Here is a 24,243-nt window from a genome sequence, read left to right as displayed (position 1 = left end):
CCGGCGTTGTAAAGAGTACCTTTTGCTTCCGCGCAGAGAACGCGCCTGCGATGAGATCGCGCACACCCTGCGCCGGATACTCCCCCGCGGAGCGCGGCTGCTTGCGCCGCGCTTCCGCCGTGGTGCCGAGTGTGGGACTCGAACCCACACGTCCTTCCGGACAACGGTTTTTGAGACCGTCGCGTCTGCCAGTTCCGCCAACCCGGCGCACCGCGGTCACTATAGCGTCTCGGCGCGCCGGGAAGCCAACCGCCGGTCGAACCGGACCCCGGCCTGGCCCGTAGTACCTCGTAAGGGCACCACGGAAGGGGCTGCGATCATGCGCGTGCACAGAACTACGGTCGACCTGGACGCCTACCCCGACCTGGTGATGATCCTGCTCGGCATGCGGGTGCGCACCCCGCGCGGCGTGCTGCGACTACTCGGGGTCGGCCCGAAGTTGTATCGCTCACATACCGACCGGCCAGACGGATTACTCCGGCACGAAGACATCGTGTGGTCGATGTTCCCACCCCACTGGGGCGCCAGGCAGTACTGGCGCGATCTGGATTCGCTCGAGCGCTGGACGCGATCGGAACCACACCGGCAGTGGTGGCGGGAATTCCTCCGCGATTCCGGCGGCACCGGCTTCTGGCACGAGGCCTACTTCCGCCGTGGCGGGATCGACGCGGTCTACGACGACATGTCGACCACGACCGGACTGGCGGCGTTCGCGCCGGTCGTACCCGCGCGTGGCCCGATGTTCTCCACCAGAGGCCGCGTGCACGGCACCCCACCGGCCGTGCCGCCGGTTATTACCGAATCGAATTATTATGACCGGAAAGAGTGACGGCCGACACATATCATTGCGAGGTTTCCCACCCCTATCTCGCGGGTATCACGGTCACACACAACAGATTTGCGCATCGTGAATGATGTACGGAATTCAACCGAAAGGTGAATAGGTAGTACCGCGCTTGTGATGGTTACAATTCCGGCCTACTCCGTGACAATCGACCCGATTACGGTGTCGGTATGCACGTGCTCTTCGTCTGCAACTCCAATGTCTGCCGGTCGGTGATCGCCGAACGGCTCACCCGGGCGTTCGCGACAGAGCACCGACTACCCGGCCTCACCGCGGAAAGCGCGGGTACTCGCGCCCTGGTCGGTTTTCCACCCGAGCCGATGGCCGTGGAAACCATCCAGGGCCTCGGCGGCGACACCGCCGGATTCAAGGCCAGAAAGCTCCGGCCCGAGATGGTCGATCGCGCCGATCTGGTGCTGACGATGACCGATTCCTTACGCGACCAGGTCGGCGAACTGGCTTTCGGCGCCGCACCGCGCACCTTCACCCTCGCCGAGGCATATCGCATCGCCAAGGTCACCGGCGCGAAATCCATTGCCGCCCTGCATCATGCGCGCAACAACCTGGCCTATGTCGGCCGGGAGAACATCGCCGATCCGATCGGCCTCTCGCCGGAAGCCTTCCTCGAGGTCGGCGACCGCATCGCCGAATTGCTGTTCCCCGTCCTGGGAGCGCTCGCCCCGCACGAGCAGACGAAACTTGCCGGCGAGGGCGATCGCCCCGGCCTGGTAATCGCACCCGGCGCGCCTGCCGGGCCCCTGTCGGCCTTCCTCGCCGCGCAGCGCGGGCGCTGAGTCCTCGCTAGGTCTGTTCGCCAGGGCGCGCAGGGATTAGACTTCGGCGCGGACGTGGGTGGTTACCCCTTGCAGGTTCGACACACGACGGGACTACAGACTTGCCGAAACGCATTTCGGATGTTTCGCTCCATGTGTACGTGACGCCGGAGATCCTCGACCGCATCGTCGCCAGTGTTCGAACGGTCCTCGACGACCACGTGCACGACCGCGATATCTATGCCTGGCGGTTCACCATGCCTGTCGACGCGAGTGATCCGATTCATCGTGATCTCGAATCACAATGGCGCGCAAGCTTTCCCGGCTGCGAGCCGAGCGCGGAGAGCACCTACGAGATCGCGCTGAGTCTGGTCGGCGATCCGGCCGATCTCACCGACGCCGATATCGCCGACCTCGAGCGCGGGCTGGCACTGGCCGTGTACGGCGTGCCCTTCACCTTGCGCGCCGATCAGCGCACCGACGTCGTCGCACCCGAACTCGACCACGAACTGCGGTGAGCTGTCCGCCCGCATGGGCCTTCAGCGGAACTCAGCGCGCCGGGAAATGCCGGATGACGCCTTCCTGCACGGTGGTGGCGATCAATTCGCCGGTGCGTGAATAGAACCGGCCCGTCGCCAACCCGCGCGAACCCGCCGCGACCGGCGACTCGGTGGCGTAGAGAACCCACTCGTCGAAACGGAACGGGCGATGGAACCAGATCGAATGGTTCACCGTCGCCGCGAGAATTCGGTCCAGCCCCCACGACAAACCGTGCGTGGTGATGATCGAATCGAGCACGGTGGTGTCGGAGGAATAACCCAGCGCGGCGGTGTGCAGCAGCGGATCGGCGGGCAACGTGCCGTCGGTACGCATCCAGACGCGGTTGTGATTGAGCTTCTCGCCGGTGCCCTTGAGGATCCACGCCGGATCATTGGTGTAGCGCATGTCGATCGGGTGCGGCGCCTTGATGAACATCTCCAGCTTGTCCTCGAAGCCGGCGAAGCTCTCCTCCACCCGGGGCAGGGTTTCGGGATCGGGCACGTCGGGGCCCTCGTGGGAGTGCTCGAGGCCCTTGCCGAAGTCCTGGAACGCGGCCAGCATGACGAACAGCTCCTGGCCGTCCTGGCTGGCCGTCACCGTCCGGTTGGCCAGCGCGCGACCGTCACGGTGACGCTGCACGTGATATTCGATCGGCTTCTTCACGTCGCCGCCGCGCACGAAATGCGCGTTGATCGCGTGCAGCGGCCGATCCCCCGCCGTCCGACCGGCCGCGATGATGGCCTGCGAGACCAACTGCCCGCCGAACGTGCGGCTCCACACCTTCTCCGGGTGCTTGCCGAGGAAGGTGTCCTCGCCGATCAACTCGAGGTCGAGCAGGTCGAGCAACACCCGCAGATCGGGTGTCGGCTCGCCCTGGGTGGTCTCGAGTTCGATCGAACTGTTCACTACTAGTGGTCCTCTTCGCCGATGCGGTGCACGTGGATCAGGTTGGTGGAACCGACGGTACCCGGAGGGGAACCGGCGACGATGACCACCAGGTCACCCTTGCGATAACGCTCCAGCGACAGTAGCGCCTGATCCACCTGGTGGATCATCGCGTCGGTGGTGTCCACCATCGGCACGATGAACGTCTCGGTGCCCCAGGTCAGCGTGAGCTGGCTGCGGACCTCCGGCATCGGGGTGAAGGCCAGCAGCGGCAGCGGGGTGTGCAGGCGGGCGAGACGACGCACGGTGTCACCGGACTGGGTGAAGGCCACCAGCGCCTTGGCGTTGAGCCGCTCGCCGATATCGCGGGCGGCGTAGGAGATCACGCCACGCTTGGTGCGGGGCACGTGGGTCAGGGGTGGCACCCGCGACGTCTCGGACTCGACCGCGGTCACGATGCGGGCCATGGTGCGCACCGCGTCGATCGGCCAGGCGCCGACCGAGGTCTCACCCGACAGCATCACCGCGTCGGCGCCGTCGAGCACCGCGTTGGCGACATCGGAGGCTTCCGCGCGGGTGGGGCGCGAGTTCTCGATCATCGACTCGAGCATCTGGGTGGCGACGATGACCGGCTTGGCGTTCTCGCGCGCCATCTGGATCGCGCGCTTCTGCACCAGCGGCACCTGCTCGAGCGGCAGCTCCACACCGAGGTCACCGCGGGCGACCATCACCGCGTCGAAGGCCAGCACGATCGCCTCGAGGTTCTCGATCGCCTCCGGCTTCTCCAGCTTGGCGATCACCGGGACCCGGCGGCCCACGCGGTCCATGATGTCGTGCACGAGTTCGATGTCGGACGGCGAGCGCACGAACGACAGCGCGATGAAGTCGACGCCCAGCTCCAGGGCGAATTCCAGGTCGGCGATGTCCTTTTCGGACAGGGCGGGCACCGACACGTTCATGCCGGGCAGCGACAGGCCCTTGTTGTTGCTCACCGGGCCGCCCTCGGTCACCCGGCAGACGACGTCGTTGCCCTCGACGGCTTCCACCGTGAGGCCGACCTTGCCGTCGTCGACGAGCAGCCGGTCACCGGCCTTGGCGTCCTTGGCGAGCTCTTTGTAGGTGGTCGAGACGCGGTCGTGGGTGCCGTCGACCTCGTCGACGGTGATCCGCACCTGCTCGCCGTTGGCCCACACGGTCTTGCCGTCGGCGAAGCGGCCGAGGCGGATCTTGGGGCCCTGGAGATCGGCGAGGATGCCGACCGCGCGGCCGGTCTCGTCGGAGGCCGCGCGAACCATCTTGTAGTTGTCGGCGTGGTCGGCGTGGTCGCCGTGGCTGAAGTTCAGCCGGGCCACATCCATGCCGCTTTCGACGAGCTCACGAATACGATCCTGGGTGGCAGTGGCCGGGCCCAGGGTGCACACAATCTTCGTCCGTCGCATCACGGCCCCTAGCCTAGTACTCGGGCCGCGCCGCGTCTTTTCGCCTGCCGGGTAGCACGCCGAGTTCGACTCGTGTTCACGAAAACGCTTGCTACCGAACGGCAACGTGGCGCGACAGCCGTGTCTCGAGACGGCTCTGGCCGAAGCCCAGGATCAGGCAGATCGCCCAGTAGTAGAGCGCCGCGACACCGTAGAGGGCGAAGAAGTCGAAGGTGGGCGCGGCGGCCAGCTGGGCGGTGCGCAGCAGTTCGGTGACCAGGATGGTCGAAGCCAGCGAAGTGTCCTTGACCAGCGAGATCAGCGTGTTCGACAGCGGGGGTACCGCGATCCGGGCGGCCTGCGGGAACACGATGTCCCAGAGCGTCTGGACATAGGACATGCCCAGCGATTGCGCGGCCTCCCACTGTCCGTGCGCCACGCTCATGATCGACGAGCGCACCACCTCCGCCGCGTACCCGCCGACATTGAGGCTGAACGCGATCACCGCCGCCGGGAACGGATCGATGACGATCCCGAACTGGGGCAGCGCGTAGAACACGATGAACAACTGCACCAGCAGCGGGGTGCCGCGGATGATCGAGATGTAGAAGCGGGCGGGCACCGACAGCACCCGCCGGGTCGACATCCTCGCCAGCGCGACACCCACCGCGATGGCGAGGCCGATGACGAAACTGATCGCGGTCAGCGGCAACGTCATCGTCACCGTGGCCTTCAGCATCGGCACCAGGTTGTGCCGGATCAGCTCCCAGGTAGCCGGATCCATTCGCTATTTGCTGACGTCGGTGCCGAAGTACTTCTCCGACAACCGGGCCAGGGTGCCGTCGGCCCGCAACTCCGCGAGCGCCTTGTCGACGTCGGTGATCAACGCGGTGTCGTCCTTGCGCGCGGCGAAGGCCTGCTTGCTGGTCTCGCCGGTCCGGGCCGCGACCTTGATGCCGGTGTCACCGGTCTTCTTGGTGTACTCACCCACGGCGAGCGTGTCGTTGACGGTGGCGTCGACCCGACCGGCCTTCAACAGCTGTACCGCCTGCACGAACCCTTCCACCGCTTCGACTTTCGCGCCGGCGCCCGCGGCGACCTTGCTCCAGTTGCTGGTGGCCGACTGCGCGGTGGTCTTGCCCGCCAGGCTCGCCAGCGAGGTGATGGTGGTGTTGTCGGATTTGGTGACGATCACGCCCTCGGAGGTCGTGTACGGCTGTGACAACGCGTACTTGGCCGTGCGCTCGGGGTTCACGGTGACCTGATTGGCGACAAGGTCGAAACGCCTGGACTCGAGACCGGCGAAGATCGAGTCCCACGGGGTCTGCACGAATTCCACCTGCTTGCCGAGCTTCTCGCCGACCGCGCGGGCGACCTCGACGTCGTAGCCGGTGAGCGTGCCGCCCTCCTGGTAACTGAACGGCGCGTAAGTGCCCTCGGTGCCGACCTTCAGCACATTCGGATCCGAGGCGGACGAGCAGGCCGACAGGCCCGTCGCGGCGACGACAGCGAGTACGGCGGCGGCAATGAATTTGCGCACGGACATCCCTTTCTCCGCTGCGCGTACGGGGGTACACGCAGGCCCAGCGACGCTACGGCGCCGCCACAGACCGACACAGAGTATCGCTCACTGTGATCGCAATCCCGGTGGGGAAACGCGAAAACGGGCGCTCCGCGTGAGCAGAGCACCCGTCTACATCCCCATGTGGGCGACGAATCAGTCGCGCAGCGGTCGACCCTGCGCATCGGGCACCTTGCCGGTGAGCATCATGATGCCGTCGATCAGCGGCCAGATGGCGCCGAGGCCGCAGGTCAGCCAGGTGACCGCGATCTGGGCGATGCCGAGGCCGGTGTAGCCGAGGTAGAAGCGACCCACACCGAAGCTGCCGAGGAAGATCTGCAGCAGACCGGCCATCAGCTTCTGCTTGTCCGAGAAGGGCACGCCGTACATGTCCCGGCCGTAGGGCGCTTCCGGATCGTTCGGGTTGTAGCCCTGCGGCATGGCCCCGTACGGCGCGGCACCGTAACCCGGCTGCGGCTGCTGGGCGTACGGGTCGGCGGGCTGACCGTACTGCGGCTGCGGCGCACCGTACTGCGGCTGGCCGTAACCCGGCTGCGGCTGCTGGGCGTACGGATCCGACGGCTGACCGTAGGCCGGCTGACCGTACTGCGGGTGCGCGCCGCTGTCCTGCGGCTTGCTCAGGTCAGGGCCGTACTGGGGATTGGGGTTGTAGGGGTCGGTCACTCATGTCCTCCATCATTCGTGCGGGTACCCATCGTGGCCCCCGGCCAGTGGCGATCGGCCGAACGGCGGTGCGCCCGCGACGATCACGCCGACATTGTTGCCGGTACTGCCCTGTGTTGTCTTGTCGGGTGCCACCGATCGGCGCGCGCCATACATTCGGAATATCGCGGCGGGCGTCCGCAATGTTGCCGGACGCCCGCCGAAGCCACGAAAACTGTCGTGGATCAGGACTTCTTCGCACCTGATTTCGTCGACTCCGCGGAGTCGTCGGTCGCGGACGTGGAGTCCTCACCGACCGCCTCCGCCGCGGCCTTTTCGTCGGCCGCATCGTCTGAATCCTGTTTCACCGCAGCCGAATCCGACTTCTTCGTGACATCGACGGCCGCGGTCTCGGCGTCCGTCGCCGCCACGGTGTCGTCGGCCGCACCGGCCGCCCGCAGCGCGGCGAACTGCCACGGCCACGGACGCGGCTCAGCATCGGGCTGCAACTGCGCCGGTGTCTCGCGGCCCTTGGTCGCCAGCGCGAAGTAGGCCATGGCGCCGAGGAAGACGAGCGCGGAGGTGAACGAGTTGATCCTGATGCCGAGAATGTGGGTGGCTTCGTCGCTGCGCAGCAGTTCGACGAAGAAACGGCCGAAGCTGTAGCCCGCGACATAGAGCGCGAACAGGCGACCGTGACCGATCTTGTAGCGCTTGTCGAGCAGCACCAGCGCGATGACGACCAGCACGTTCCAGACGAGCTCGTAGAGGAACGTCGGCTGCACGACCTCGAGCACGCGCCCGGTCGACACCCCGTTCATCATGTCGCGCGCGCCGGTCTCCGGGTCGAACCGCTCGTAGATCTCGAGACCCCACGGGACCTCGGTGGCGCGTCCGTAGAGCTCCTGATTGAAGTAGTTGCCGAGCCGGCCGATCGCCTGTGCCAGCAGCACCGCGGGCGCCACCGAGTCGCCGAGCGCGGGCAGCGGGATCTTGTATATCCGGCAGCCGATCCAGGCGCCGATGGCGCCGAAGAACACCGCACCCCAGATGCCGAGGCCGCCCTGCCAGATATAGAGCGCCTCGACGGGGTGCTTGCCCTCGCCGAAGTACTTCTGCCAGTCGGTGGCCACGTGGTAGATCCGCCCGCCGACCAGGCCGAACGGCACCGCGAACATCGCGACATCGAGCACGGCGCCCGGCTGACCACCGCGCTCGCGCCACCGCCGTTCCCCCCACCAGATGGCGACGACGATGCCGAGAATGATGAACAGTGCGTATGCCCGCAGCGGGAAGGGTCCGAGTTGCCAGACCCCCTGGGGCGGACTCGGAATATAGGCCAGGACTGAGTTCACCCGGCCCACGTTAGTGGAGAGTCTTACGGGCGTGTTGCCGCGACCCGGATGGCGGACGGCGGGCCGGTGACAAGCGATGGGCCCGGCCGCTGATCAGCAGCCGGGCCCATCGCTTGTCACTTCTAGGATCGAACGGTCGCCGAACGCACACCCTCGGCCAGTTCGGCCGTCAGCGCGCGGACCGCGTCGAGGCCCTCGGGGACCGCCGAGACCAGCGCCGAACCGACGATGACGCCGTCGGCGTACGCGGCGATCTCGGCGGCCTGCGCACCCGAACGCACGCCGAGGCCGACGCCGATCGGGATGTCGGAATGCGCGCGGATGCGCGAGCACAGCGCGGGGGCGGCCGAGGAGACCGCGTCGCGCGCACCGGTCACACCCATGGTCGAGGCCGCGTAGATGAAGCCACGCGAGGCTTCCAGGGTCTTGACCAGACGCTCTTCGGTCGAGGACGGTGCGACCAGGAAGATGCGATCCAGATTGTGGGTGGACGAGGCGACGAACCAGTCGTCGGCCTCGTCGGGAATCAGGTTCGGGGTGATCATCCCGGCGCCGCCGGCCGCGGCCAGGTCGCGGGCGAAGGTGTCGACGCCGTAGCTGAGCACCGGGTTCCAGTAGCTCATCACCACGGCCTGACCACCGGCGTCGGCGATCGCCTCGACGACGGAGAACACGTCGCGCACCCGCACCCCGCTGCGCAGCGCCTGCTCGGCGGCGGCCTGGATGACCGGGCCGTCCATCACCGGATCGGAGTAGGCGACGCCCACTTCGACGATGTCGCAACCGGCTTCGACCAGGGCACGGCAGGCGGCGATGGATCCGGCGAGGTCGGGAAAGCCCGCGGGCAGGTACCCGATCAGGGCGGCCCGACCTTCGCTACGCGCGGCGGCGAAGGTGTTCGCGAGACGGGACTGCTGACTCACGGCCGTTCCTCGCTGACGCTCGTCGCGGCCGACGTCACGGACGCTGTGTTGTTGGTTCGCTCGCTGCGCTCGCTCACTGCTTGTTCTCCTCGGCGGCGTCGTCATCGAACAGGCCGAACCAGCGGCCCGCGGTGTCCATGTCCTTGTCGCCACGACCGGACAGGTTGACCAGGATGACCGCGCCCTCGCCGAGTTCCTTGCCCAGCTTCAACGCGCCCGCCACCGCGTGCGCGGACTCGATCGCCGGGATGATGCCCTCGGTGCGCGAGAGCAACAGCAGCGCGTCCATCGCCTCGGTGTCGGTGATCGGCCGGTATTCGGCGCGGCCGATGTCCTTGAGGTGGGCGTGCTCGGGGCCGACGCCCGGGTAGTCGAGACCGGCCGAGATCGAATGCGATTCGATGGTCTGGCCGTCCTCGTCCTGCAGCAGGTACGAGTACGCGCCCTGGAACGCGCCGGGGGTGCCGCCGGTGAAGGTGGCGGCGTGGCGGCCGGTTTCGACGCCGTCACCGGCCGCTTCGAAACCGACGAGGCGCACGCCCGCGTCGGGAATGAACGCGTGGAAGATGCCGATGGCGTTGGAACCGCCGCCGACGCAGGCCACGACGGCATCGGGCAGCCTGCCCGCCTGCTCCGTGGACTGGATCTGCTCGTGCGCCTCCAAGCCGATCACGCGCTGGAAATCACGCACCAGCAGCGGGAACGGGTGCGGGCCCGCGGCGGTGCCGAAGCAGTAGAACGTGTCGTCGGCGTTGCTGACCCAGTCGCGCAACGCCTCGTTGATGGCGTCCTTGAGGGTCTGCGAGCCCGAAGTCACCGGAATCACCTCGGCGCCGAGCAGCCGCATGCGGGCCACGTTCAGCGCCTGGCGGGCGGTGTCGACCGCGCCCATGTAGATCACGCAGTCGAGGCCGAGCAGCGCGCACGCGGTGGCGGTCGCGACGCCGTGCTGGCCCGCACCGGTCTCGGCGATGACGCGGGTCTTGCCCATTCGCTTGGCGAGCAGGGCCTGGCCGAGCACATTGTTGATCTTGTGCGAGCCGGTGTGGTTGAGGTCCTCGCGCTTGAGGAAGATCCGCGCGCCACCGGCGTGCTCGGCCAGCCGGGTGCATTCGAACACCGGCGACGGACGGCCGGTGTAGTCGCGCTGCAACCGGTCGAGCTCGTCGAGGAAGGTGCGATCGGTGCGGATCTTGTCGTACTCGGCGGTGACCTCTTCGATCACGGCCATCAGCGCCTCGGGGACGTGGCGTCCGCCGTAGACGCCGAAGTGGCCGCCCGCGTCGGGTTCGTAGTCGGAGTGCTGGGCGACGCCGGCGCTCGCCGGGGGAAGCACCGTCACCGGATGCTCCGGCGGGCCGGCTTCGGGCAGGACGGGTGCGTGCCCGCGGTCACCAGTTCGGACACGGCCGAACGCGGGTTACCGCTGGTCACCAGGCCCTCGCCGACGAGCACGGCATCGGCGCCTGCGCCGGCGTAGGCCAGCAGGTCGGCGGTGCCGCGGATGCCGGACTCGGCCACCCGGATGACCTCGGAGGGCAGGCCCGGCGCGATCCGAGCGAACACATCGCGGTCGACCTCGAGGGTCTTGAGGTTGCGCGCGTTGATGCCGATCACCGTCGCACCGGCTTCGAGGGCGCGGTCGGCCTCTTCCTCGGTGTGCACTTCCACCAGGGCGGTCATGCCGAGGGATTCGGTGCGGTCGATCAGCGAGGCCAGCACGTCCTGTTCGAGCGCGGCCACGATCAGCAGGATCACGTCCGCGCCGTGGGCACGGGCCTCGTGGATCTGGTACGGACCGACGACGAAGTCCTTGCGCAGCACCGGGATGTTCACGGCGGCGCGCACGGCGTCGAGATCGTCGAGCGATCCGCCGAAGCGGCGGCCCTCGGTGAGCACGCTGATGATGCGCGCGCCACCGTCTTCGTAGGCCTTGGCCAGCACGGCGGGATCGGGGATGTCGGCCAGCGCGCCCTTGGAGGGGCTGGCTCGCTTCACCTCGGCGATGACACCGATTCCGTCCTCGTGCAGCGCGGCGTGTGCGTCCAGCGGTCCCTTGACCGCGGCGGCAGCAGCTTTGATCGCTTGAAAATCGAGGAGGGCTTCGCGAGCGGCAACATCCGCTCGGACCCCGTCGAGAATCGAGTCGAGTACCGTCATCTGGCTCGAATCCTTTCTGGGGAGACGCACTTCTCGCCCGAGAGTCCCCTCAGGCGCTGTCTCACCGATGCTGGTAAAGAATAAATGCCCGTCGCGCGTGTCACTGCGGCGGGGGTGCTGCCGGTCACTTGTTTCCCTCGGCCGGACGCTGGTCGGCGCCCGCGGTGTCGGAGGTGTCGGTCGGGTCGGTGCCCGCGTCGAGCGCGTCCCACAGCACCCGGTCCGACAGTGGCGCCGCGGTTCCGGTCTCCGCGTTCTGCTTGCTCACCGCGGCGCTGGCGTCGGCCTTGCGGAACACGGGGTTGTCGTATCTGTCGGAGACCTCGGCGCGTTCACCGGGGCGGCGCGTGAGCAGGATGCCCGCGGCCAGTGCCAGGCTCGCCGCGACGATCGACAGGATCGCGGGGGCGAGGTGCGTCTCGGCGGAGCTGACCACCGCGCGCACCGGCAGCTCGGCCAGCGTGCCCGCGCGTTCGGCGGTCCTACCCGCCCCGACGGCCAGCGCGAAGCCCGGCACCGCGGCGGCCGCGGCCACCACCGAGATCACCACCCCGAGCAGCTGACGCAGCACACCCTTGACCGCGAAGACCGCTGCGATCGAGGCGACCAGTACCAGCGCGAGCGGGGTGAGGGCGCCGAACCACACGCCACCGTCGAGGTCGTCGGTGCGCGGTTCGGTGAGTCCGTCGGCCGAGTGCACCGTCACCCACGTCATCCGCGAGGACGCCCACAGACCGGCGGCCGCCAGCGCGAGCAAGACGACCGGAACGATCGGCTTCGCTGGCGGGGCGGGCGTGGCGCTCGTCGCCGACACGTCGGTGTCAGCCGCGTCGACGGACCGACCGGCGTCGTCTTCTCCTGGTGTGGCCGTCATAAGGCCCCGCCTTCGTAGGTGCGCAGCGTCTGTGCCGCCGCGATCGCCTTGAGGACCGCCATGGCCTTGTTGCGGGCCTCGGTGTCCTCGGCGATCGGGTCGGAGTCGGCGACCACGCCCGCGCCCGCCTGGACATAGGCGGTGCCGTCCTTGAGCAGGGCGGTGCGGATGGCGATAGCGGTGTCGGCGTCGCCGGCGAAGTCGAGGTAGCCGACCACGCCGCCGTAGATGCCGCGACGGGTGGGTTCCAGTTCCTCGATCAGTTCCATCGCCCGCACCTTCGGCGCTCCCGACAACGTGCCCGCGGGGAAGCAGGCCCGCACCGCGTCGAGCGCGTCCTTGCCCTCGGCGAGCAGCCCCGACACCGTCGAAACCAGGTGCATCACGTGGCTGTACCGCTCCACGTGGCGGTACTGGGTGACCTTCACCGTGCCGGGACGGCAGACCCGTCCGAGATCGTTGCGACCGAGGTCGACGAGCATCAGGTGCTCGGCGTTCTCCTTCTCGTCGGCGAGCAGATCCTTCTCGAGCAGGACGTCGTCCTCGGCACTCTCGCCACGCCAGCGGGTGCCCGCGATCGGATGTGTCGTGGCCACCCCGTCTTTCACGGTGACCAGCGATTCGGGACTCGATCCGACGATGGAGAACGCGGTGCCGCCCTCACCGTCGGGGATGTGCATCAGATACATGTACGGGCTCGGGTTCGAGGCCCGCAGCATCCGGTAGACCGCGAGCGGGGACCCGGTGTAGTCCATTTCGAAGCGCTGCGAGAGCACCACCTGGAACGCCTCGCCCGCCTCGATCTCCTTGATCAGGCGGCGCACGCCCGCACCGAATTCCTCGGTGGTCCGTCGGCGCAGGAACTGCGGTTCGGGCTGGTCGAAGACCGACACCGTCGAAGGCGCCGGGGTGGCCAGCGCGGCGGTCATCCGGTCGAGCCGGGCGACGGCGTCGTCGTAGGCGGCGTCGACGCGGGAGTCGGTGCCGTCCCAGTTCACCGCGTTGGCGATGAGGGTGATCGCACCCTCGTGGTGGTCGAACGCGGCCAAATCGGTGGCCAGCATGAGCACCAGCTCGGGAACTTGCAGATCGTCGGTGGCGAGTTCGGGCAGCCGTTCGATCCGGCGCACCGCGTCGTAGCCGAGAAAGCCGACCATGCCGCCGGTGAGCGGCGGGAGACCGGGCAGCCGTTCGGTGCGCAGCAGTTCGAGCGTCTCGTGCAGCACGCGCAGCGGATCACCGCCGGTGGGTGCGTCGGCGGGCACCGTACCCAGCCAGGCGGCTTCCCCGTCGACGACGGTGAGCGCGGACGGGCTGCCCGCGCCGATGAACGACCAGCGCGACCACGAACGCCCGTTCTCCGCGGATTCGAACAGGAAGGTCCCAGGCCGGTCGCCGGCCAGTTTGGAATAGGCCGAGAGCGGAGTTTCGGAGTCCGCCAGCACCTTTCGGGTCACCGGGACGACCCGGTGCTCGGCGGCGAGCAGCCGGAACTGTTCGCGGGTCGTGGTGGTTGGTGTCGACGCGCCCTGCATGTGCCCATCATCCCAGGCGTGCCGCCGCCGACGCGCGCGGACCCGACCCCGCGCCGAATCAGGCGGTGACCGGCATCACTACACTCTCGCGCGTTCCATGTCGCATGCGGTAATCCCCTTTCCGAGAGGAGCAATGTTGTACCCCTCGCACCAGGGCGCACAGGACGGCCGGCTGGCTGTCCCGTCGCAGCAGCACTACGGTCCCGGCCAGCAGGCGGTGTCCACGAGCGCGCTCAATTCGTTCGTCACCTACGCCAAGGCCATCCAGGACCTCGACAAGAAGAACTTCCCCGACGAGTACGCCGGGCACAGCGACCGAATCCGTGAGCTGGAACCCCTCCTGCGCGCGCACGGCATCCTCGACGTGATGCAGATCCGCAATCCCGACATCGCGGCGCTGCTCGACAAGTAGGCCGCGCGGATCCCCGCTCGTCTGCGTGAGCGGGGATCTTCCTTACCGGGTCGCTGATCGTTACTGTCTGGGCATGCAGCCAGGCCAGCGCGCTCCGCAGTTCGAGCTCCCCGATCAGTCCGCCCAGCTCCGCTCACTCGACGACTTGCTCGCCGACGGCCCGGTGGTGCTGTTCTTCTACCCCGCCGCCAATACCCCGGTGTGCACCGCGGAAGCCTGCCACTTCCGGGATCTGAGCGGCGAGTTCGCCGCGCTCGGCGCCTCGTGCGTCGGCATCAGCACCGACAGCACCGAGGTGCAGGCCGGTTTCGCCACCAAGCAGCGCCTCGATTACCCCGTGCTGTCCGATCACGACGGCGCGGTGGCCGCCGAATTCGGCGTCAAGCGTGGACTGCTGGGCAAACTCGCCCCCGTCAAACGGCACACCTTCGTCATCGACACCGACCGCACCATCCTGAAGATCATCACCGGTGAACTGCGCGCGGCCGTGCACGCCGACGACGCCCTGGCTTTCCTGCGCGAACGCAGCCACACCCCGGAGTAGTACCGATCGACGAATCGCCGGGCGACGGATCGCCGCCCGGCGACCTCGACGCACATACGCTGACCAGATGACAACCGGCGAGGTGCAGTCGAGCGGTCAGAAATCCACAGCCGTCATCTGGCGCAACCGGGCGATCATGACGCTCGCCACGGTGGTCGTGCTGGTGATCGCCTACTTCGTGCTTTCCTCGTTCATCCCCCGATGGTGGGCGCAGCGACTGGCCAACACCGTGCACGGCAGTTTCAGCTCGGGCATCTGGTGGGGACTGGTCTATGGATTCGTCTTCACCCTGCTGCCACTGCTGCTGCTGATATTCGCGGTGCGGGTCTGGAAGCGCAAGGGCGGCAAGTTCATGGCGGGCGCGGCGGTGATCGTCGCACTGGCCTGCTCGCTGCCGAATCTGATGACCTTGACGATCGTGCTCGGCGGCAACAATGCCGCACACGCCGGTCAACGCATTCTGGATGTCGACGCACCGGCCTTCCGCGGGGCCTGCCTGGTGGGCGCCATCCTCGCGGCGGTGGTGTTCGCACTGGCGCTCGCGCTGCTGGGCAAGCGTGGATTCAGCCGTCACCGGGCCGCCAAGGCCGCCGCCTCGACGCCGGAGCCCGTCACCCCGCCGATGACCGGCGATCGATAGCCTTCACACACTCCCCCGCGGTGATGTGAGTGACCTCACGACCACCACCAACTCGCGGACGCCACAGCGACGTCGTGGCAAACTCTTTCTTGTGCGCGCCCAACTCCACCATGTCCGCCGTCCGGCCGCGAGGCAGTTACGGCCATGACTCAGTGGCTCGACCCCGTCGAACAACGCGCATGGCACGCGATCGTCGCGCTCATGACCCGGATTCCCGGCGCGCTGGACACCCGGCTGCAACGCGAGTCCGGGCTCACCCATTTCGAGTTCCGAGTGCTCAGCGTGCTCTCGGAGGAGCCGGGCCATCGTCTGCAGTTGAGTGATCTCGCCCACAAGGCAAATGCGTCGCTATCGCGACTGTCGCATGTGGTGTCGAAGCTGGAACGACTCGGCTGGGCGCGACGCGACACCACCGCGGGTCGACGCGGCGTGCACGCGGTACTCACCGACGCGGGTTTCGAGAAGGTGATCGAAGCCGCCCCCGGCTATGTCGACGCCGTGCGCAAGCTCGTGCTCGACGGTCTCACCGATCAGCAGACCGCGCAACTGGCGGTGCTCGGGGAAGCTCTGTCCGACCGGTTGAATCGCATCCTGGCCGAAGACGACGACTAGTCCGCGGCGAGCAGGACGTCGGCGTCGAAGCAGGTGTGGGTGCCGGTGTGGCAGGCCGCGCCTTCCTGGTCGACGATCAGCAGCAGTGTGTCGCCGTCGCAGTCGAGGCGCACCTCGTGCACGTACTGGGTGTGCCCGGAGGTCTCGCCCTTGACCCAGTACTGCTGCCGCGAGCGCGAATAGTAGGTCGCCCGACGGGTTTTCAGGGTGCGGGCCAGCGCCTCGTCGTCCATCCACGCCATCATCAGCACGTCACCGGTCGCCTTCTCCTGCGCGATCGCGGCGATCAGTCCGTCCTCGGTGCGCTTGAGGCGGGCGGCGATGGCAGGGTCGAGGCTCATGCCTCGTTTATAACAGCAGCCAGTTCGATGGCCACCAGCAGTTCGACGAGGTCGTTCACGCTGCGCACATTGCGACCGGTGAGTTCCTGGATCCGGCCGAGGCGGTATTTGGCCGTATTGAGGTGGATGTGGAGGGTGTCGGCGGCCTCGCGCAGATTCATGTCGGCGGCGGCGAAGGCGCGGATCGTCTCGGCCAGGGTCCCGCCGCGAACACGGTCCTCGGCCAGCGCGCTGCCGATGCGCGGGTCGACCAGCTGGCGGGTCGTGTCGTCGGCACGCAAGAGCAGGTATTTGAATGGCGTGATCTGCGGCAACGCGAGTACCCCACCCCCTTCGGGCAGGAGCTCGAGCGCGGCCTGCGCCTGCCGGTAGGCGCGCGGAATCTGGGCGACCTCGGTCACCGTGGTGCTCACCCCGATGGCGAGGGTGATGCCCTCGGCGCCCAGTTCGTCCTGCATCGCGCGCAGCCGCTCGCACAGTCCGTCGGCCGCGGCGCCCGCACCGAGCGCGGGCACCGCGACGATCTCGGATCCGCGCACCACCGACAGGGTCCGCAGTCCGTTGACCGTGCAGCGGGCAAGCGCCGCGGACACCAATTGCCTTGCCTGGAGCAGACTTTCGGACGAGTCCTCGCCCCGGTCCAGGACCACCGCGGTGACGACGACCACCGGCGTGGCGCGTTCGGCCCCGATGCCGTGCGCGGTGGCCACCGACAGGTGCGGACCGCTCGCGGGCAACGCGCCGTCGAGCAACGCGTCCATCAGAGCCTGCGAGTCGCGCCCCGATTCGGCGGCCACGTACTGCTGGAATTCCAGATAGGCGTCGGTGGCCTGGGTACTGATCAGATCGGTGTAGCGCGCCAGCGGGCCCGCCAGCGACAGCACGGCCGCGCGGCCCGCCTCGGAATCGCCCGCGTGCGCGAGCAGCGATTTCCAGATGGCGCGCTGGCCGAGCCGGAACGCGGCGATGTAGTCGACCAGCGGCAGCCCGGTACGGGCCCGCCGCGCCGCCGCCTGCCGCGCGTAGGCGACGTCGGACGGGCAGACGCGTCGGTGCTCGAGCAACGCACCGAGCCCGGTGCGGCTCAGCCGGGCGAGCTGATCGTGCACGTCATCGAGCAGACCGGGACCCGCGGTGGCGTAGCCGGGCAGCTCGGCGCGGATCTTGGCCATCACATCGTCGGCGATCTCGTCGGCGTGGTCGTAAGCGGCGCCCGCTATCCGGTGACGCTCGGCCCGCACCTGATCGGACTCGGTCGAAACGGATAAAAGTGATCCAGCTGACATATTTCGGGAGTGTGCATGCAACGCGCCCACAGTGTCAACCACGTCACACTGTCCGCAGCGGACGAGCACCGGCCGAATTTCTTGGTCCGCAACGTCCGATGTGGGCTCCGACCTGCGGTCTTAGTGTTCGTCACATGCTCGAGATAACCAACCTGACGGTGCGCTTCGGCGGCATCACCGCTTTACAGGACGTCGGGTTCACGGTCGCTCCCGGCGAGATGGTCGGCCTGATCGGACCCAACGGCGCCGGCAAGACCACCCTGTTCAACTGCATGACCCGGCGCAATCGGCTGACGTCGGGCACCATGCGTTACCTCGACACCGATCTGTCCACGGTGCGGCCCGACGCGCTTGCCTCGCTCGGCATCGCCCGCACGTTTCAGAACCTCGGCCTGTTCCCCCGCCTCTCGGTGCGCGAGAACGTCCTCGTCGGCGCGCACCACCGGGCCTGCGCGGGCTTCGTCTCAGCCGGCCTGCGGTTGCCGAAGGTCCGCAAGGAGGAAAAGCTGCTGCGCGCCGAGGCCGACGAACTGCTCGAACGCCTCGACCTGACCGCGGTCGCCGACCACCCGGCCGCCGGCCTGCCCTTCGGCACCCTCAAACGCATCGAACTCGCCAGAGCGCTGGCGGTGCGGCCACAACTGCTGCTACTCGACGAACCGGTGAACGGCTTGAGCCACGGGGAAGTCGACGAATTCGCCGCCCGCCTGCGTGGCCTGCAAGCCGACCTCGCGCTCACCGTGATCGTCGTCGAACACCACATGGGTTTCGTGATGGGCACCTGCGACCGGGTGATCTGCCTCGAATTCGGCCAGGTGATCGCCGAGGGCGAACCCGAAGCGGTGCAGCAGGATCCGGCCGTCATCCGCGCGTACCTGGGGGCTTCGGCATGAGCGAGCACTGGCCGACGGCCGACAACGCGTTTCTGACAGTCACCGATCTGCATGCCGGTTACGGTGCGGCGAAAGTCCTGCACGGCGTCAGCTTCTCGGTCGAGCAGGGCGCCGTGTGCGCGATCCTCGGCCCCAACGGCGCCGGTAAGACCACCCTGCTGCGCGCCCTGTGCGGGATGATCAAGGTTCGCGGCAGCCTGATTCTCGACGGTGACGAAGTATCCGGTCGCGCACCGGAATCGATGGCGCGCCTCGGCGTCGCCCACGTCCCCGAGGGACGCGGCACCTTCGCCCCGCTCACCGTCGAGGAGAACCTGCGTCTCGGCGCCTACACCCGCCGTGACCGCGCCGCCGTCGACACCGACCTGCGCCGCGTCTACGACTACTTCCCGATCCTGCGCGACAAACAGCGCGACGCCGCGGGCGGCCTGTCCGGCGGCCAGCAGCAGATGCTCGCCATCGGCCGAGCGCTGATGCTGCGCCCACGCATGCTGCTGCTCGACGAACCCTCGCTCGGCCTCTCACCGCTGGTCACCCAGGAGTTGTTCAGGATCGTCGCCACCATCAACGAAGAGGAACGCACCACGGTGATCGTCGTCGAACAGAACGCCCACCTCGCGCTCGGTGTCGCCCAACAGGCGCACGTCCTGGAAACCGGGCGCATCGTGTTGTCGGGCACCGCCGCCCAGATCAGGGCCGATGAGCAGGTCACCCGCTCCTACCTGGGAATCCAGGTGAAGCCGTGATCGAATTCCTGCAGCAACTCGTCGAAGGCCTGTCCGCGGGCGCTATCTACGCGGGTCTCGCGCTGGCGCTGGTGCTCATCTACCGATTCACCGGGATCGTCAACTTCGCCCAGGGCGAGCTGGCCATGTTCTCGGCGTTCCTGGCCTGGCAGCTGAGCCAGATCATGCCGTTCTGGGCAGCGCTGATCCTCACCCTCGTCATCTCGTTCGCCGGCGGCATGCTGATCGAACGGGTGGTGATCCGTCCGGTCGAGGGCGCACCCGAGATCACCCTGGTGATCGTCACCGTCGGTCTGTTCTTCACCATCCACGCCGCCGCGGGCTGGATCTGGTCGTATCAGACCAAATCGTTCCCGAATCCCTTCCCCGAGGGGGCTCTCCGTGGTGGCGGCCTGAGCGTGGGCTACGGCAGTCTCGGTATCCTGCTCGTCGTCGCCGTGGTCATGGCGCTGCTGTATCTGCTGTTCCGCTACACCAGGATCGGCCTGGCGATGCGGGCGGTGGCGTGTAACCCGCAGTCGGCCAAACTCGTCGGCATCCGGGTCGGCACCGTGCTCGCGCTCGGCTGGGGACTGGCCGCGCTGGTCGGTGCGGTCTCGGGGGTGCTGTCGGCGCCGCTGCTGTTCCTCGACCCCAACATGATGGGCGGAGTCCTCATCTACGCCTTCGCCGCGGCGACGCTGGGCGGGTTCGATTCGCCCGGCGGCGCGGTGGCGGGCGGTCTGATCGTCGGCGTCGCCGAAACCCTCACCGGCGCTTACGTCGACGCGATCGGCACCGAACTCAAGATCGGTGTCCCGCTGGTGATCATCCTGGGCGTGCTGTTGCTGCGCCCGCAAGGTCTGTTCGGACACGCGGCGGTGGAAAGAGTATGAGCGAAACCAACATTGCGGCAACGCCTTCGGCAGCTCCTTCGGCAACGCCGGTCGCGAAACCGATCCCGCACCGGCTGACGACGCTGCGCTGGCCGCTCCTCGCGACGGCCGCAGTGCTCCTGCTGGCCTGCCTCGCCCCCTTCCAGCTGGTGCCCTTCCACACCTTCCAGCTGGCCATGGCGATGATCTACGCGGTCACCCTGCTCGGCCTGAACCTGCTGGTCGGTCACACCGGCCAGATCTCGCTCGGCCACGGGGCCTTCTTCGCGGTCGGCGCCTACACCGCCGCGATCGCGATGGAGCGCTGGGACCTACCGTATCTCGCGACCATCCCGATCGCCGCGGCCGTCACCTTCGTCCTCGGTTTCGCTCTCGGCGTCCCGGCGCTGCGACTGCGCGGGCTGTACCTGGCGCTGGTCACCCTGGCCATCGCGATCTTCCTGGTCCCCCTGCTCAAGCGGTTCGACGGCCTGACCGGCGGCTCGATGGGACTCGTCGTCGACAAGCCGGTGCCGCCCGCGTGGACCGGCCTCGCCGAGGACCAGTGGCTGTACTTCCTGGCGCTGGCCACCACTGTGCTCAGCTTCGTGTTGGTCGCCGGGATGCTGCGCTCGCGAGTGGGCCGCGCGCTGCACGCGGTGCGCGACAACGAGATCGCCGCCGAGGTGCTCGGGGTGAACCTGGCCCACTACAAAACGCTCGCCTTCGCCTGGAGCGCGCTGCTCGCCGGCATCGCGGGCGCGGTCTACACCTGGGTGATCGCGTTCGTCTCGCCTGATTCGTTCGCGCTGACGTTGTCGATCACGCTGCTGGCCGGGCTGGTCGTCGGCGGGCTCGGCACCACCTGGGGCCCGCTGCTGGGCGGACTGTTCGTGATGTTCGTGCCCAGCTTCGCCCAGGACGTCAACCAAGCCGCACCCGGCGTCATCTTCGGACTGCTGATCATCGCGGTCATGTACCTCGCGCCGAAGGGTTTGGCCGGCCTGGCCACCCAGTGGACGCAATGGCTCGGACATCGTGTCCGGAAAGGGAAAACTCATGCGCACTAGGGCAATCCGCTCCATCGGGGTCACGGCCGCGCTTCTCGCGACCCTCACCGCGTGTGGTGGTCGTGGCGAGGAGACCGGCTCCGTCGGTCAAGGCGACTGCCAGGGCCAGCAGACCACCGGCATCACCGACACCACCATCAAACTCGGCGGGGCCTACCCACTGTCGGGTCCGGCCTCGGCCTACAGCGAAGTCCCCAAGGGCGCCAAAGCCTACTTCGACTACATCAACGCCGAACAGGGCGGCATCGACGGCCGCAAAGTCGAATACATCGTCCGCGACGACGGCTACCAACCGCCCAAGACCGTCGAGGAGACCCGCCGCCTGGTCGAACAGGACCAGGTCTTCGCGGTATTCCAAACCCTCGGCACGGCAACCTCGTCGGCGGTCACCGACTACCTCAACCAGCGCAAGGTCCCCCAGGTCTTCGTCGCCACCGGGGCGAACAAGTTCGGTGCGGGCACCGAGCACCCGTGGACCATCGGTTGGCAGCCCAGCTACCGCACCGAGGGTCTGGCCTACGCCCAGTACGTGAAGGCGCAGCGGCCCAACGCCACCGTGGCGGTGCTCTACCAGAACGACGACTTCGGCAAGGACCTGCTCGCGGCGTTCACCGAGGGCGTCGCCGGCAGCGGGGTGAAGGTGGTCGCCGAGCAGAGCTTCGAGGTCACCGACCCCACCGTCGACGCCCAGGTGCGCAACCTGGCCAACTCCAAAGCCGATGTGCTGCTGAACTTCTCGACGCCGAAGTTCGCCTCGCAGGCGCTCGCCGCCGATGTGCGCAACGCCGACTGGAATCCGTTGCACGTGCTCGCCGTGGTCTCCAACACCATGGCCACCCTGCGTCCGGTGGGCCTGCCCAACGTCCAGGGCACGGTGACCGCGGCCTTCCTCAAGGACGCCGCCGACCCGCGCTGGGCCTCCGACTCGGGCATGCAGACCTACCGATCCAAGCTGGCGCAGTACGCCCCCGGCGCCGATCCGGAGAACCAGCACGCCATGGCCGGATGGACGATGGCCGAGAGCTTCCGCAAGACCATGGAAGCGGCGAAGTGCCCGACGCGCGAGGGCCTGCGTGACGCGATGCGCTCGCTCGACAACGTCTCCGCCGACCTGATGCTGCCCGGCATCTCGATGAAAACCGGTGCCGACGACGGCTATCCGCTCCAGGCCGTCGGTATCCAGACCTTCGTCGGCGAGCACTGGTCGCTCACCGACGGCGGCCTGATCGACACCAGCGGCAAGTAGTCGCCCCTCGATGTTGCGCAGCGCAGCCCAGCGTGCGCGGCTTCTCGAAATATCCGAACGATGAGGATCCGAATATGAAGTTGTCAACCACTCTGGCCACGGCGGCCATGACCGCGCTGGCGCTGTGCGTCAGCACCGGGACCGGCAATGCCGATCCGGCACCGCAGACCGAGGTGCGCTACGAGGTGAGCAGGCAGGGTGACTCGGCGGTGTTGTCCACCGACGGCAAACTGCACATCGTCGACGGCCAGCTGCTGCTCACCACCGGCGCCGACACCCCGGTCGCCGCGCTGCCGCTGACCTACCGCATGGACGACAAGGTGTTCCCGATCGCGGCCACCATCGACGGCGGCACCGCGACTCTGACACCGTCCAAGGAGAACGGCGCCCCGGTGGCCGCGGCCACGAACGTGATCACCCAGGACGCGGCCGCGCAGCAGATCGCCGAGTCCTTCACCCCGCGTGATCAAGCCGCGCTCGGCGTGCTCAGCCAGCGCCTCGGCGTCGGCGGCGCCGTGGCGGCCATCGTCGGCGCGGTGGTCGGCGGCGGCATCGGCTGTCTGGTCGGCGGTGCCGCGGGTGCGACCATCGCCAGCCCGGTGATCGTGCTGCTGGTGCCGTGGGTCGGCGCCACGGTGGCCGGTTGTGTGCTCGGCGCGGCCACGCTCGGCGCGGTCGGCACGATGCTGGGCCTGGTCACCGTCGGTGGCCCGCTGGCGGTCTTCTCCGCCTACCAGTACTTCTCGACGATTCTCGCGCCGTGCCCGGCCGAGCTCGGAGCGTACTGCAAGGACCCCGCGGTTCCCACACCGCCGAAGTAGTCTCCCACCGCCGTTCTCGCCGGCCCGCCCGATCAACTCGTCGGGCGGGCCGGCTCGTGGCCGTTTCCGGCCGGTTAGGAATCTCATGCGCAGAACAGTTTTCGATGCCGAGCACCGCGCCTTCCGGGCGTCGATGCGCGCGTTCATCGAGGACGAAGTCGTGCCGAGTTTCGGCAGGTGGTACGACGAGGGACGGGTGCCGCGCGAATTCTATTACCGGCTGGGCGAACTCGGGATCCTCGGCTTGGAGGTGCCCGTCGAGTACGGCGGCTCCGGCCTCGCGTCGATCCGCTACCGCGCCGTGCTCGCCGAGGAGATCGCGCGCGCCGCAGTGTCTTTCGGTGGTTCGAGCGCCCATGTGTCGCGCTGTCTGCCGCTGCTCGACGCGCTGGCGACCGCCGAACAGCGGCAGCGTTGGCTGCCGGGATTCGTCACCGGTGAGACGATGTTCGCGCTCGCGGTCGCCGAGCCGGGGACCGATACGGAGCCCGCCGGCATGCGGACCACCGCGCCGTTGTCGCTGGACGGCACCGAATACCTGCTCAACGGTTCGAAGACCTTCGTGATCGGTGGTGTACACGCCGACCGTGTCATCGTGTGCGCGCGCACCGCGTCCCCGAATTCCTCCGACCCCTCCTACGGCCTGTCGCTGCTCGTGGTCGATGCCACCGCGCCCGGGTTCCGGGTGGGTCGCGCACTCGACACTCTCGGCCGAAAGGTCTCCGACACAGCCGAACTCACTTTCACCGATGTACGGGTGCCGGTGAGCGATCGCCTCGGCCAGGCGCATCGCGGCCATGCTCATCTCGCCACGCAGCTGCCACGGGAACGTCTGACCATCGCCGTCGGCGCCCACGCGCAGGCCAGGGCGGCGGTCCGTTTCGCCCACCGCTTCACCACCGAGCGCACCGCGTCGGCGCACTCGGTGGCGAGTTTCCAGAACACCGGGTTCGAACTGGCTGCCTGCCGCGCCGAGGTCGATGCCGTCGAGGCGGTCGTCGACCGCGCGCTGGCCGCCCACGATCGCGGCGACCTGACTCCCGCCGACGCGGCCGCGGCCAAACTGTTCTGCACCGAGTCGGCGGGGCGGGTGATCGACCGTTGCCTCCAATTGCACGGCGGCATCGGCTATCTCGCGGACTCCCCCATCGCCCGCCTCTACGCCGACCACCGGATCGACCGCATCATGGGCGGCACCAGCGACGTCCTTCGCACGATCATCGCCGCCGAGATGGGCCTGTGAGACC

Annotated in this window: 27 protein-coding genes and 1 tRNA gene; 14 read left to right on the top strand and 14 right to left on the bottom strand. The window is 68.1% G+C overall.

Annotation, left to right across the window (positions count from 1 at the left end; genetic code table 11):
• Positions 1–120: 120 nt before the first annotated feature.
• Positions 121–207 (bottom strand) — tRNA-Leu (locus QX204_RS08170).
• A gap of 112 nt (positions 208–319) precedes the next feature.
• Between QX204_RS08170 and QX204_RS08165 the strand changes: the two genes are divergently transcribed.
• From QX204_RS08165 to QX204_RS08155, 3 genes are all read left to right on the top strand, one after another.
• Positions 320–829: a monooxygenase family protein gene (locus tag QX204_RS08165; protein ID WP_056824613.1), complete on the top strand. Its 510-nt coding sequence runs from the start codon at positions 320–322 to the stop codon at positions 827–829.
• A gap of 185 nt (positions 830–1,014) precedes the next feature.
• The gene (locus QX204_RS08160; protein ID WP_301905972.1) at positions 1,015–1,638 is read left to right on the top strand and encodes an arsenate reductase/protein-tyrosine-phosphatase family protein; all 624 of its coding nucleotides are present in this window, start codon (positions 1,015–1,017) and stop codon (positions 1,636–1,638) included.
• Between the two features lie 140 nt (positions 1,639–1,778).
• Positions 1,779–2,135 carry a hypothetical protein gene (locus tag QX204_RS08155; protein ID WP_301905970.1) on the top strand — a complete coding sequence of 119 codons (357 nt, stop codon included), beginning with the start codon at positions 1,779–1,781 and terminating at the stop codon, positions 2,133–2,135.
• 31 nt (positions 2,136–2,166) lie between these two features.
• On the opposite strand, the gene QX204_RS08150 is transcribed toward QX204_RS08155, so the two are convergent.
• The 11 genes from QX204_RS08150 to QX204_RS08100 all read right to left on the bottom strand — a co-directional run bounded on the left by QX204_RS08150 (position 2,167) and on the right by QX204_RS08100 (position 13,531).
• The gene (locus QX204_RS08150) at positions 2,167–3,063 is read right to left on the bottom strand and encodes an acyl-CoA thioesterase (RefSeq protein WP_235569919.1); all 897 of its coding nucleotides are present in this window, start codon (positions 3,061–3,063) and stop codon (positions 2,167–2,169) included.
• 2 nt (positions 3,064–3,065) lie between these two features.
• Positions 3,066–4,484, bottom strand: coding sequence for a pyruvate kinase (pyk, locus tag QX204_RS08145; RefSeq protein ID WP_301905966.1), 1,419 nt, complete (start codon positions 4,482–4,484; stop codon positions 3,066–3,068).
• 88 nt (positions 4,485–4,572) lie between these two features.
• Entirely contained in the window at positions 4,573–5,244 is a 672-nt protein-coding gene (locus QX204_RS08140) for an amino acid ABC transporter permease (protein ID WP_301905964.1), read from the bottom strand.
• Positions 5,245–5,247: 3 nt separating this feature from the next.
• Positions 5,248–6,000, bottom strand: a complete 753-nt coding sequence (locus QX204_RS08135; RefSeq protein ID WP_367620198.1) for an amino acid ABC transporter substrate-binding protein — start codon at positions 5,998–6,000, stop codon at positions 5,248–5,250.
• Between the two features lie 177 nt (positions 6,001–6,177).
• Positions 6,178–6,705: a TM2 domain-containing protein gene (locus tag QX204_RS08130; protein ID WP_301905960.1), complete on the bottom strand. Its 528-nt coding sequence runs from the start codon at positions 6,703–6,705 to the stop codon at positions 6,178–6,180.
• Positions 6,706–6,929: 224 nt separating this feature from the next.
• Positions 6,930–8,039 (bottom strand): prolipoprotein diacylglyceryl transferase, encoded by a 1,110-nt coding sequence (lgt, locus tag QX204_RS08125; protein ID WP_301905958.1) that lies wholly within the window; start codon positions 8,037–8,039, stop codon positions 6,930–6,932.
• Between the two features lie 122 nt (positions 8,040–8,161).
• Positions 8,162–8,962 carry a tryptophan synthase subunit alpha gene (trpA, locus tag QX204_RS08120; RefSeq protein ID WP_301905956.1) on the bottom strand — a complete coding sequence of 267 codons (801 nt, stop codon included), beginning with the start codon at positions 8,960–8,962 and terminating at the stop codon, positions 8,162–8,164.
• Positions 8,963–9,035: 73 nt separating this feature from the next.
• Positions 9,036–10,304: a tryptophan synthase subunit beta gene (trpB, locus tag QX204_RS08115; RefSeq protein ID WP_301905954.1), complete on the bottom strand. Its 1,269-nt coding sequence runs from the start codon at positions 10,302–10,304 to the stop codon at positions 9,036–9,038.
• Complete coding sequence (trpC, locus tag QX204_RS08110; protein ID WP_056824640.1) at positions 10,301–11,122, bottom strand: indole-3-glycerol phosphate synthase TrpC; 822 nt, start codon at positions 11,120–11,122, stop codon at positions 10,301–10,303. The genes trpB and trpC overlap by 4 nt, the downstream gene beginning before the upstream one ends.
• Before the next feature lie 124 nt (positions 11,123–11,246).
• The gene (locus tag QX204_RS08105) at positions 11,247–11,996 is read right to left on the bottom strand and encodes a TIGR02234 family membrane protein (protein WP_301905949.1); all 750 of its coding nucleotides are present in this window, start codon (positions 11,994–11,996) and stop codon (positions 11,247–11,249) included.
• Positions 11,993–13,531 carry an anthranilate synthase component I gene (locus tag QX204_RS08100; RefSeq protein WP_301905948.1) on the bottom strand — a complete coding sequence of 513 codons (1,539 nt, stop codon included), beginning with the start codon at positions 13,529–13,531 and terminating at the stop codon, positions 11,993–11,995. The genes QX204_RS08105 and QX204_RS08100 overlap by 4 nt, the downstream gene beginning before the upstream one ends.
• 133 nt (positions 13,532–13,664) lie before the next feature.
• Between QX204_RS08100 and QX204_RS08095 the strand changes: the two genes are divergently transcribed.
• The 4 genes from QX204_RS08095 (at position 13,665) to QX204_RS08080 (ending at position 15,739) form a co-directional block, all read left to right on the top strand.
• Complete coding sequence (locus QX204_RS08095; protein WP_301905946.1) at positions 13,665–13,943, top strand: hypothetical protein; 279 nt, start codon at positions 13,665–13,667, stop codon at positions 13,941–13,943.
• Positions 13,944–14,016: 73 nt separating this feature from the next.
• A complete protein-coding gene (locus QX204_RS08090; protein ID WP_301905944.1) occupies positions 14,017–14,487 on the top strand; it encodes a peroxiredoxin in 471 nt (156 codons plus the stop codon).
• A 67-nt stretch (positions 14,488–14,554) separates the two neighbouring features.
• Positions 14,555–15,127, top strand: coding sequence for a permease (locus tag QX204_RS08085; RefSeq protein WP_301905942.1), 573 nt, complete (start codon positions 14,555–14,557; stop codon positions 15,125–15,127).
• A 144-nt stretch (positions 15,128–15,271) separates the two neighbouring features.
• Positions 15,272–15,739 (top strand): MarR family winged helix-turn-helix transcriptional regulator, encoded by a 468-nt coding sequence (locus tag QX204_RS08080; protein ID WP_301905941.1) that lies wholly within the window; start codon positions 15,272–15,274, stop codon positions 15,737–15,739.
• Here the strand turns inward: QX204_RS08080 and hisI are convergent.
• Both hisI and QX204_RS08070 read right to left on the bottom strand, forming a co-directional pair.
• Entirely contained in the window at positions 15,736–16,080 is a 345-nt protein-coding gene (gene hisI / locus QX204_RS08075) for a phosphoribosyl-AMP cyclohydrolase (RefSeq protein WP_301905940.1), read from the bottom strand. The genes QX204_RS08080 and hisI overlap by 4 nt on opposite strands.
• The gene (locus tag QX204_RS08070; protein WP_301905939.1) at positions 16,077–17,366 is read right to left on the bottom strand and encodes a PucR family transcriptional regulator; all 1,290 of its coding nucleotides are present in this window, start codon (positions 17,364–17,366) and stop codon (positions 16,077–16,079) included. Before QX204_RS08070 ends, hisI begins: the two co-directional genes overlap by 4 nt.
• A 134-nt stretch (positions 17,367–17,500) precedes the next feature.
• Here QX204_RS08070 and QX204_RS08065 point away from each other — a divergent pair, with 134 nt between their 5' ends.
• The 7 genes from QX204_RS08065 to QX204_RS08035 all read left to right on the top strand — a co-directional run bounded on the left by QX204_RS08065 (position 17,501) and on the right by QX204_RS08035 (position 24,239).
• Positions 17,501–18,259 carry an ABC transporter ATP-binding protein gene (locus QX204_RS08065; RefSeq protein ID WP_301905938.1) on the top strand — a complete coding sequence of 253 codons (759 nt, stop codon included), beginning with the start codon at positions 17,501–17,503 and terminating at the stop codon, positions 18,257–18,259.
• Positions 18,256–19,005 (top strand): ABC transporter ATP-binding protein, encoded by a 750-nt coding sequence (locus tag QX204_RS08060; RefSeq protein ID WP_301905937.1) that lies wholly within the window; start codon positions 18,256–18,258, stop codon positions 19,003–19,005. Before QX204_RS08065 ends, QX204_RS08060 begins: the two co-directional genes overlap by 4 nt.
• Positions 19,002–19,880, top strand: coding sequence for a branched-chain amino acid ABC transporter permease (locus tag QX204_RS08055; RefSeq protein ID WP_301905936.1), 879 nt, complete (start codon positions 19,002–19,004; stop codon positions 19,878–19,880). The genes QX204_RS08060 and QX204_RS08055 overlap by 4 nt, the downstream gene beginning before the upstream one ends.
• Positions 19,877–20,929: a branched-chain amino acid ABC transporter permease gene (locus tag QX204_RS08050; RefSeq protein WP_301905935.1), complete on the top strand. Its 1,053-nt coding sequence runs from the start codon at positions 19,877–19,879 to the stop codon at positions 20,927–20,929. The genes QX204_RS08055 and QX204_RS08050 overlap by 4 nt, the downstream gene beginning before the upstream one ends.
• A complete protein-coding gene (locus QX204_RS08045) occupies positions 20,919–22,175 on the top strand; it encodes an ABC transporter substrate-binding protein (RefSeq protein WP_301905934.1) in 1,257 nt (418 codons plus the stop codon). The genes QX204_RS08050 and QX204_RS08045 overlap by 11 nt, the downstream gene beginning before the upstream one ends.
• Positions 22,176–22,249: 74 nt before the next feature.
• Positions 22,250–22,996, top strand: a complete 747-nt coding sequence (locus QX204_RS08040; RefSeq protein WP_301905933.1) for a DUF8020 domain-containing protein — start codon at positions 22,250–22,252, stop codon at positions 22,994–22,996.
• An 85-nt stretch (positions 22,997–23,081) separates the two neighbouring features.
• A complete protein-coding gene (locus QX204_RS08035) occupies positions 23,082–24,239 on the top strand; it encodes an acyl-CoA dehydrogenase family protein (protein ID WP_301905932.1) in 1,158 nt (385 codons plus the stop codon).
• The last annotated feature ends 4 nt before the right edge of the window (positions 24,240–24,243 follow it).

Source organism: Nocardia sp. PE-7 (assembly GCF_030486425.1).
GTDB lineage: Bacteria > Actinomycetota > Actinomycetes > Mycobacteriales > Mycobacteriaceae > Nocardia > Nocardia salmonicida_A.
Note: the sequence above shows the minus strand (reverse complement) of the source record. Positions and strands in the feature narration are given on the sequence as shown.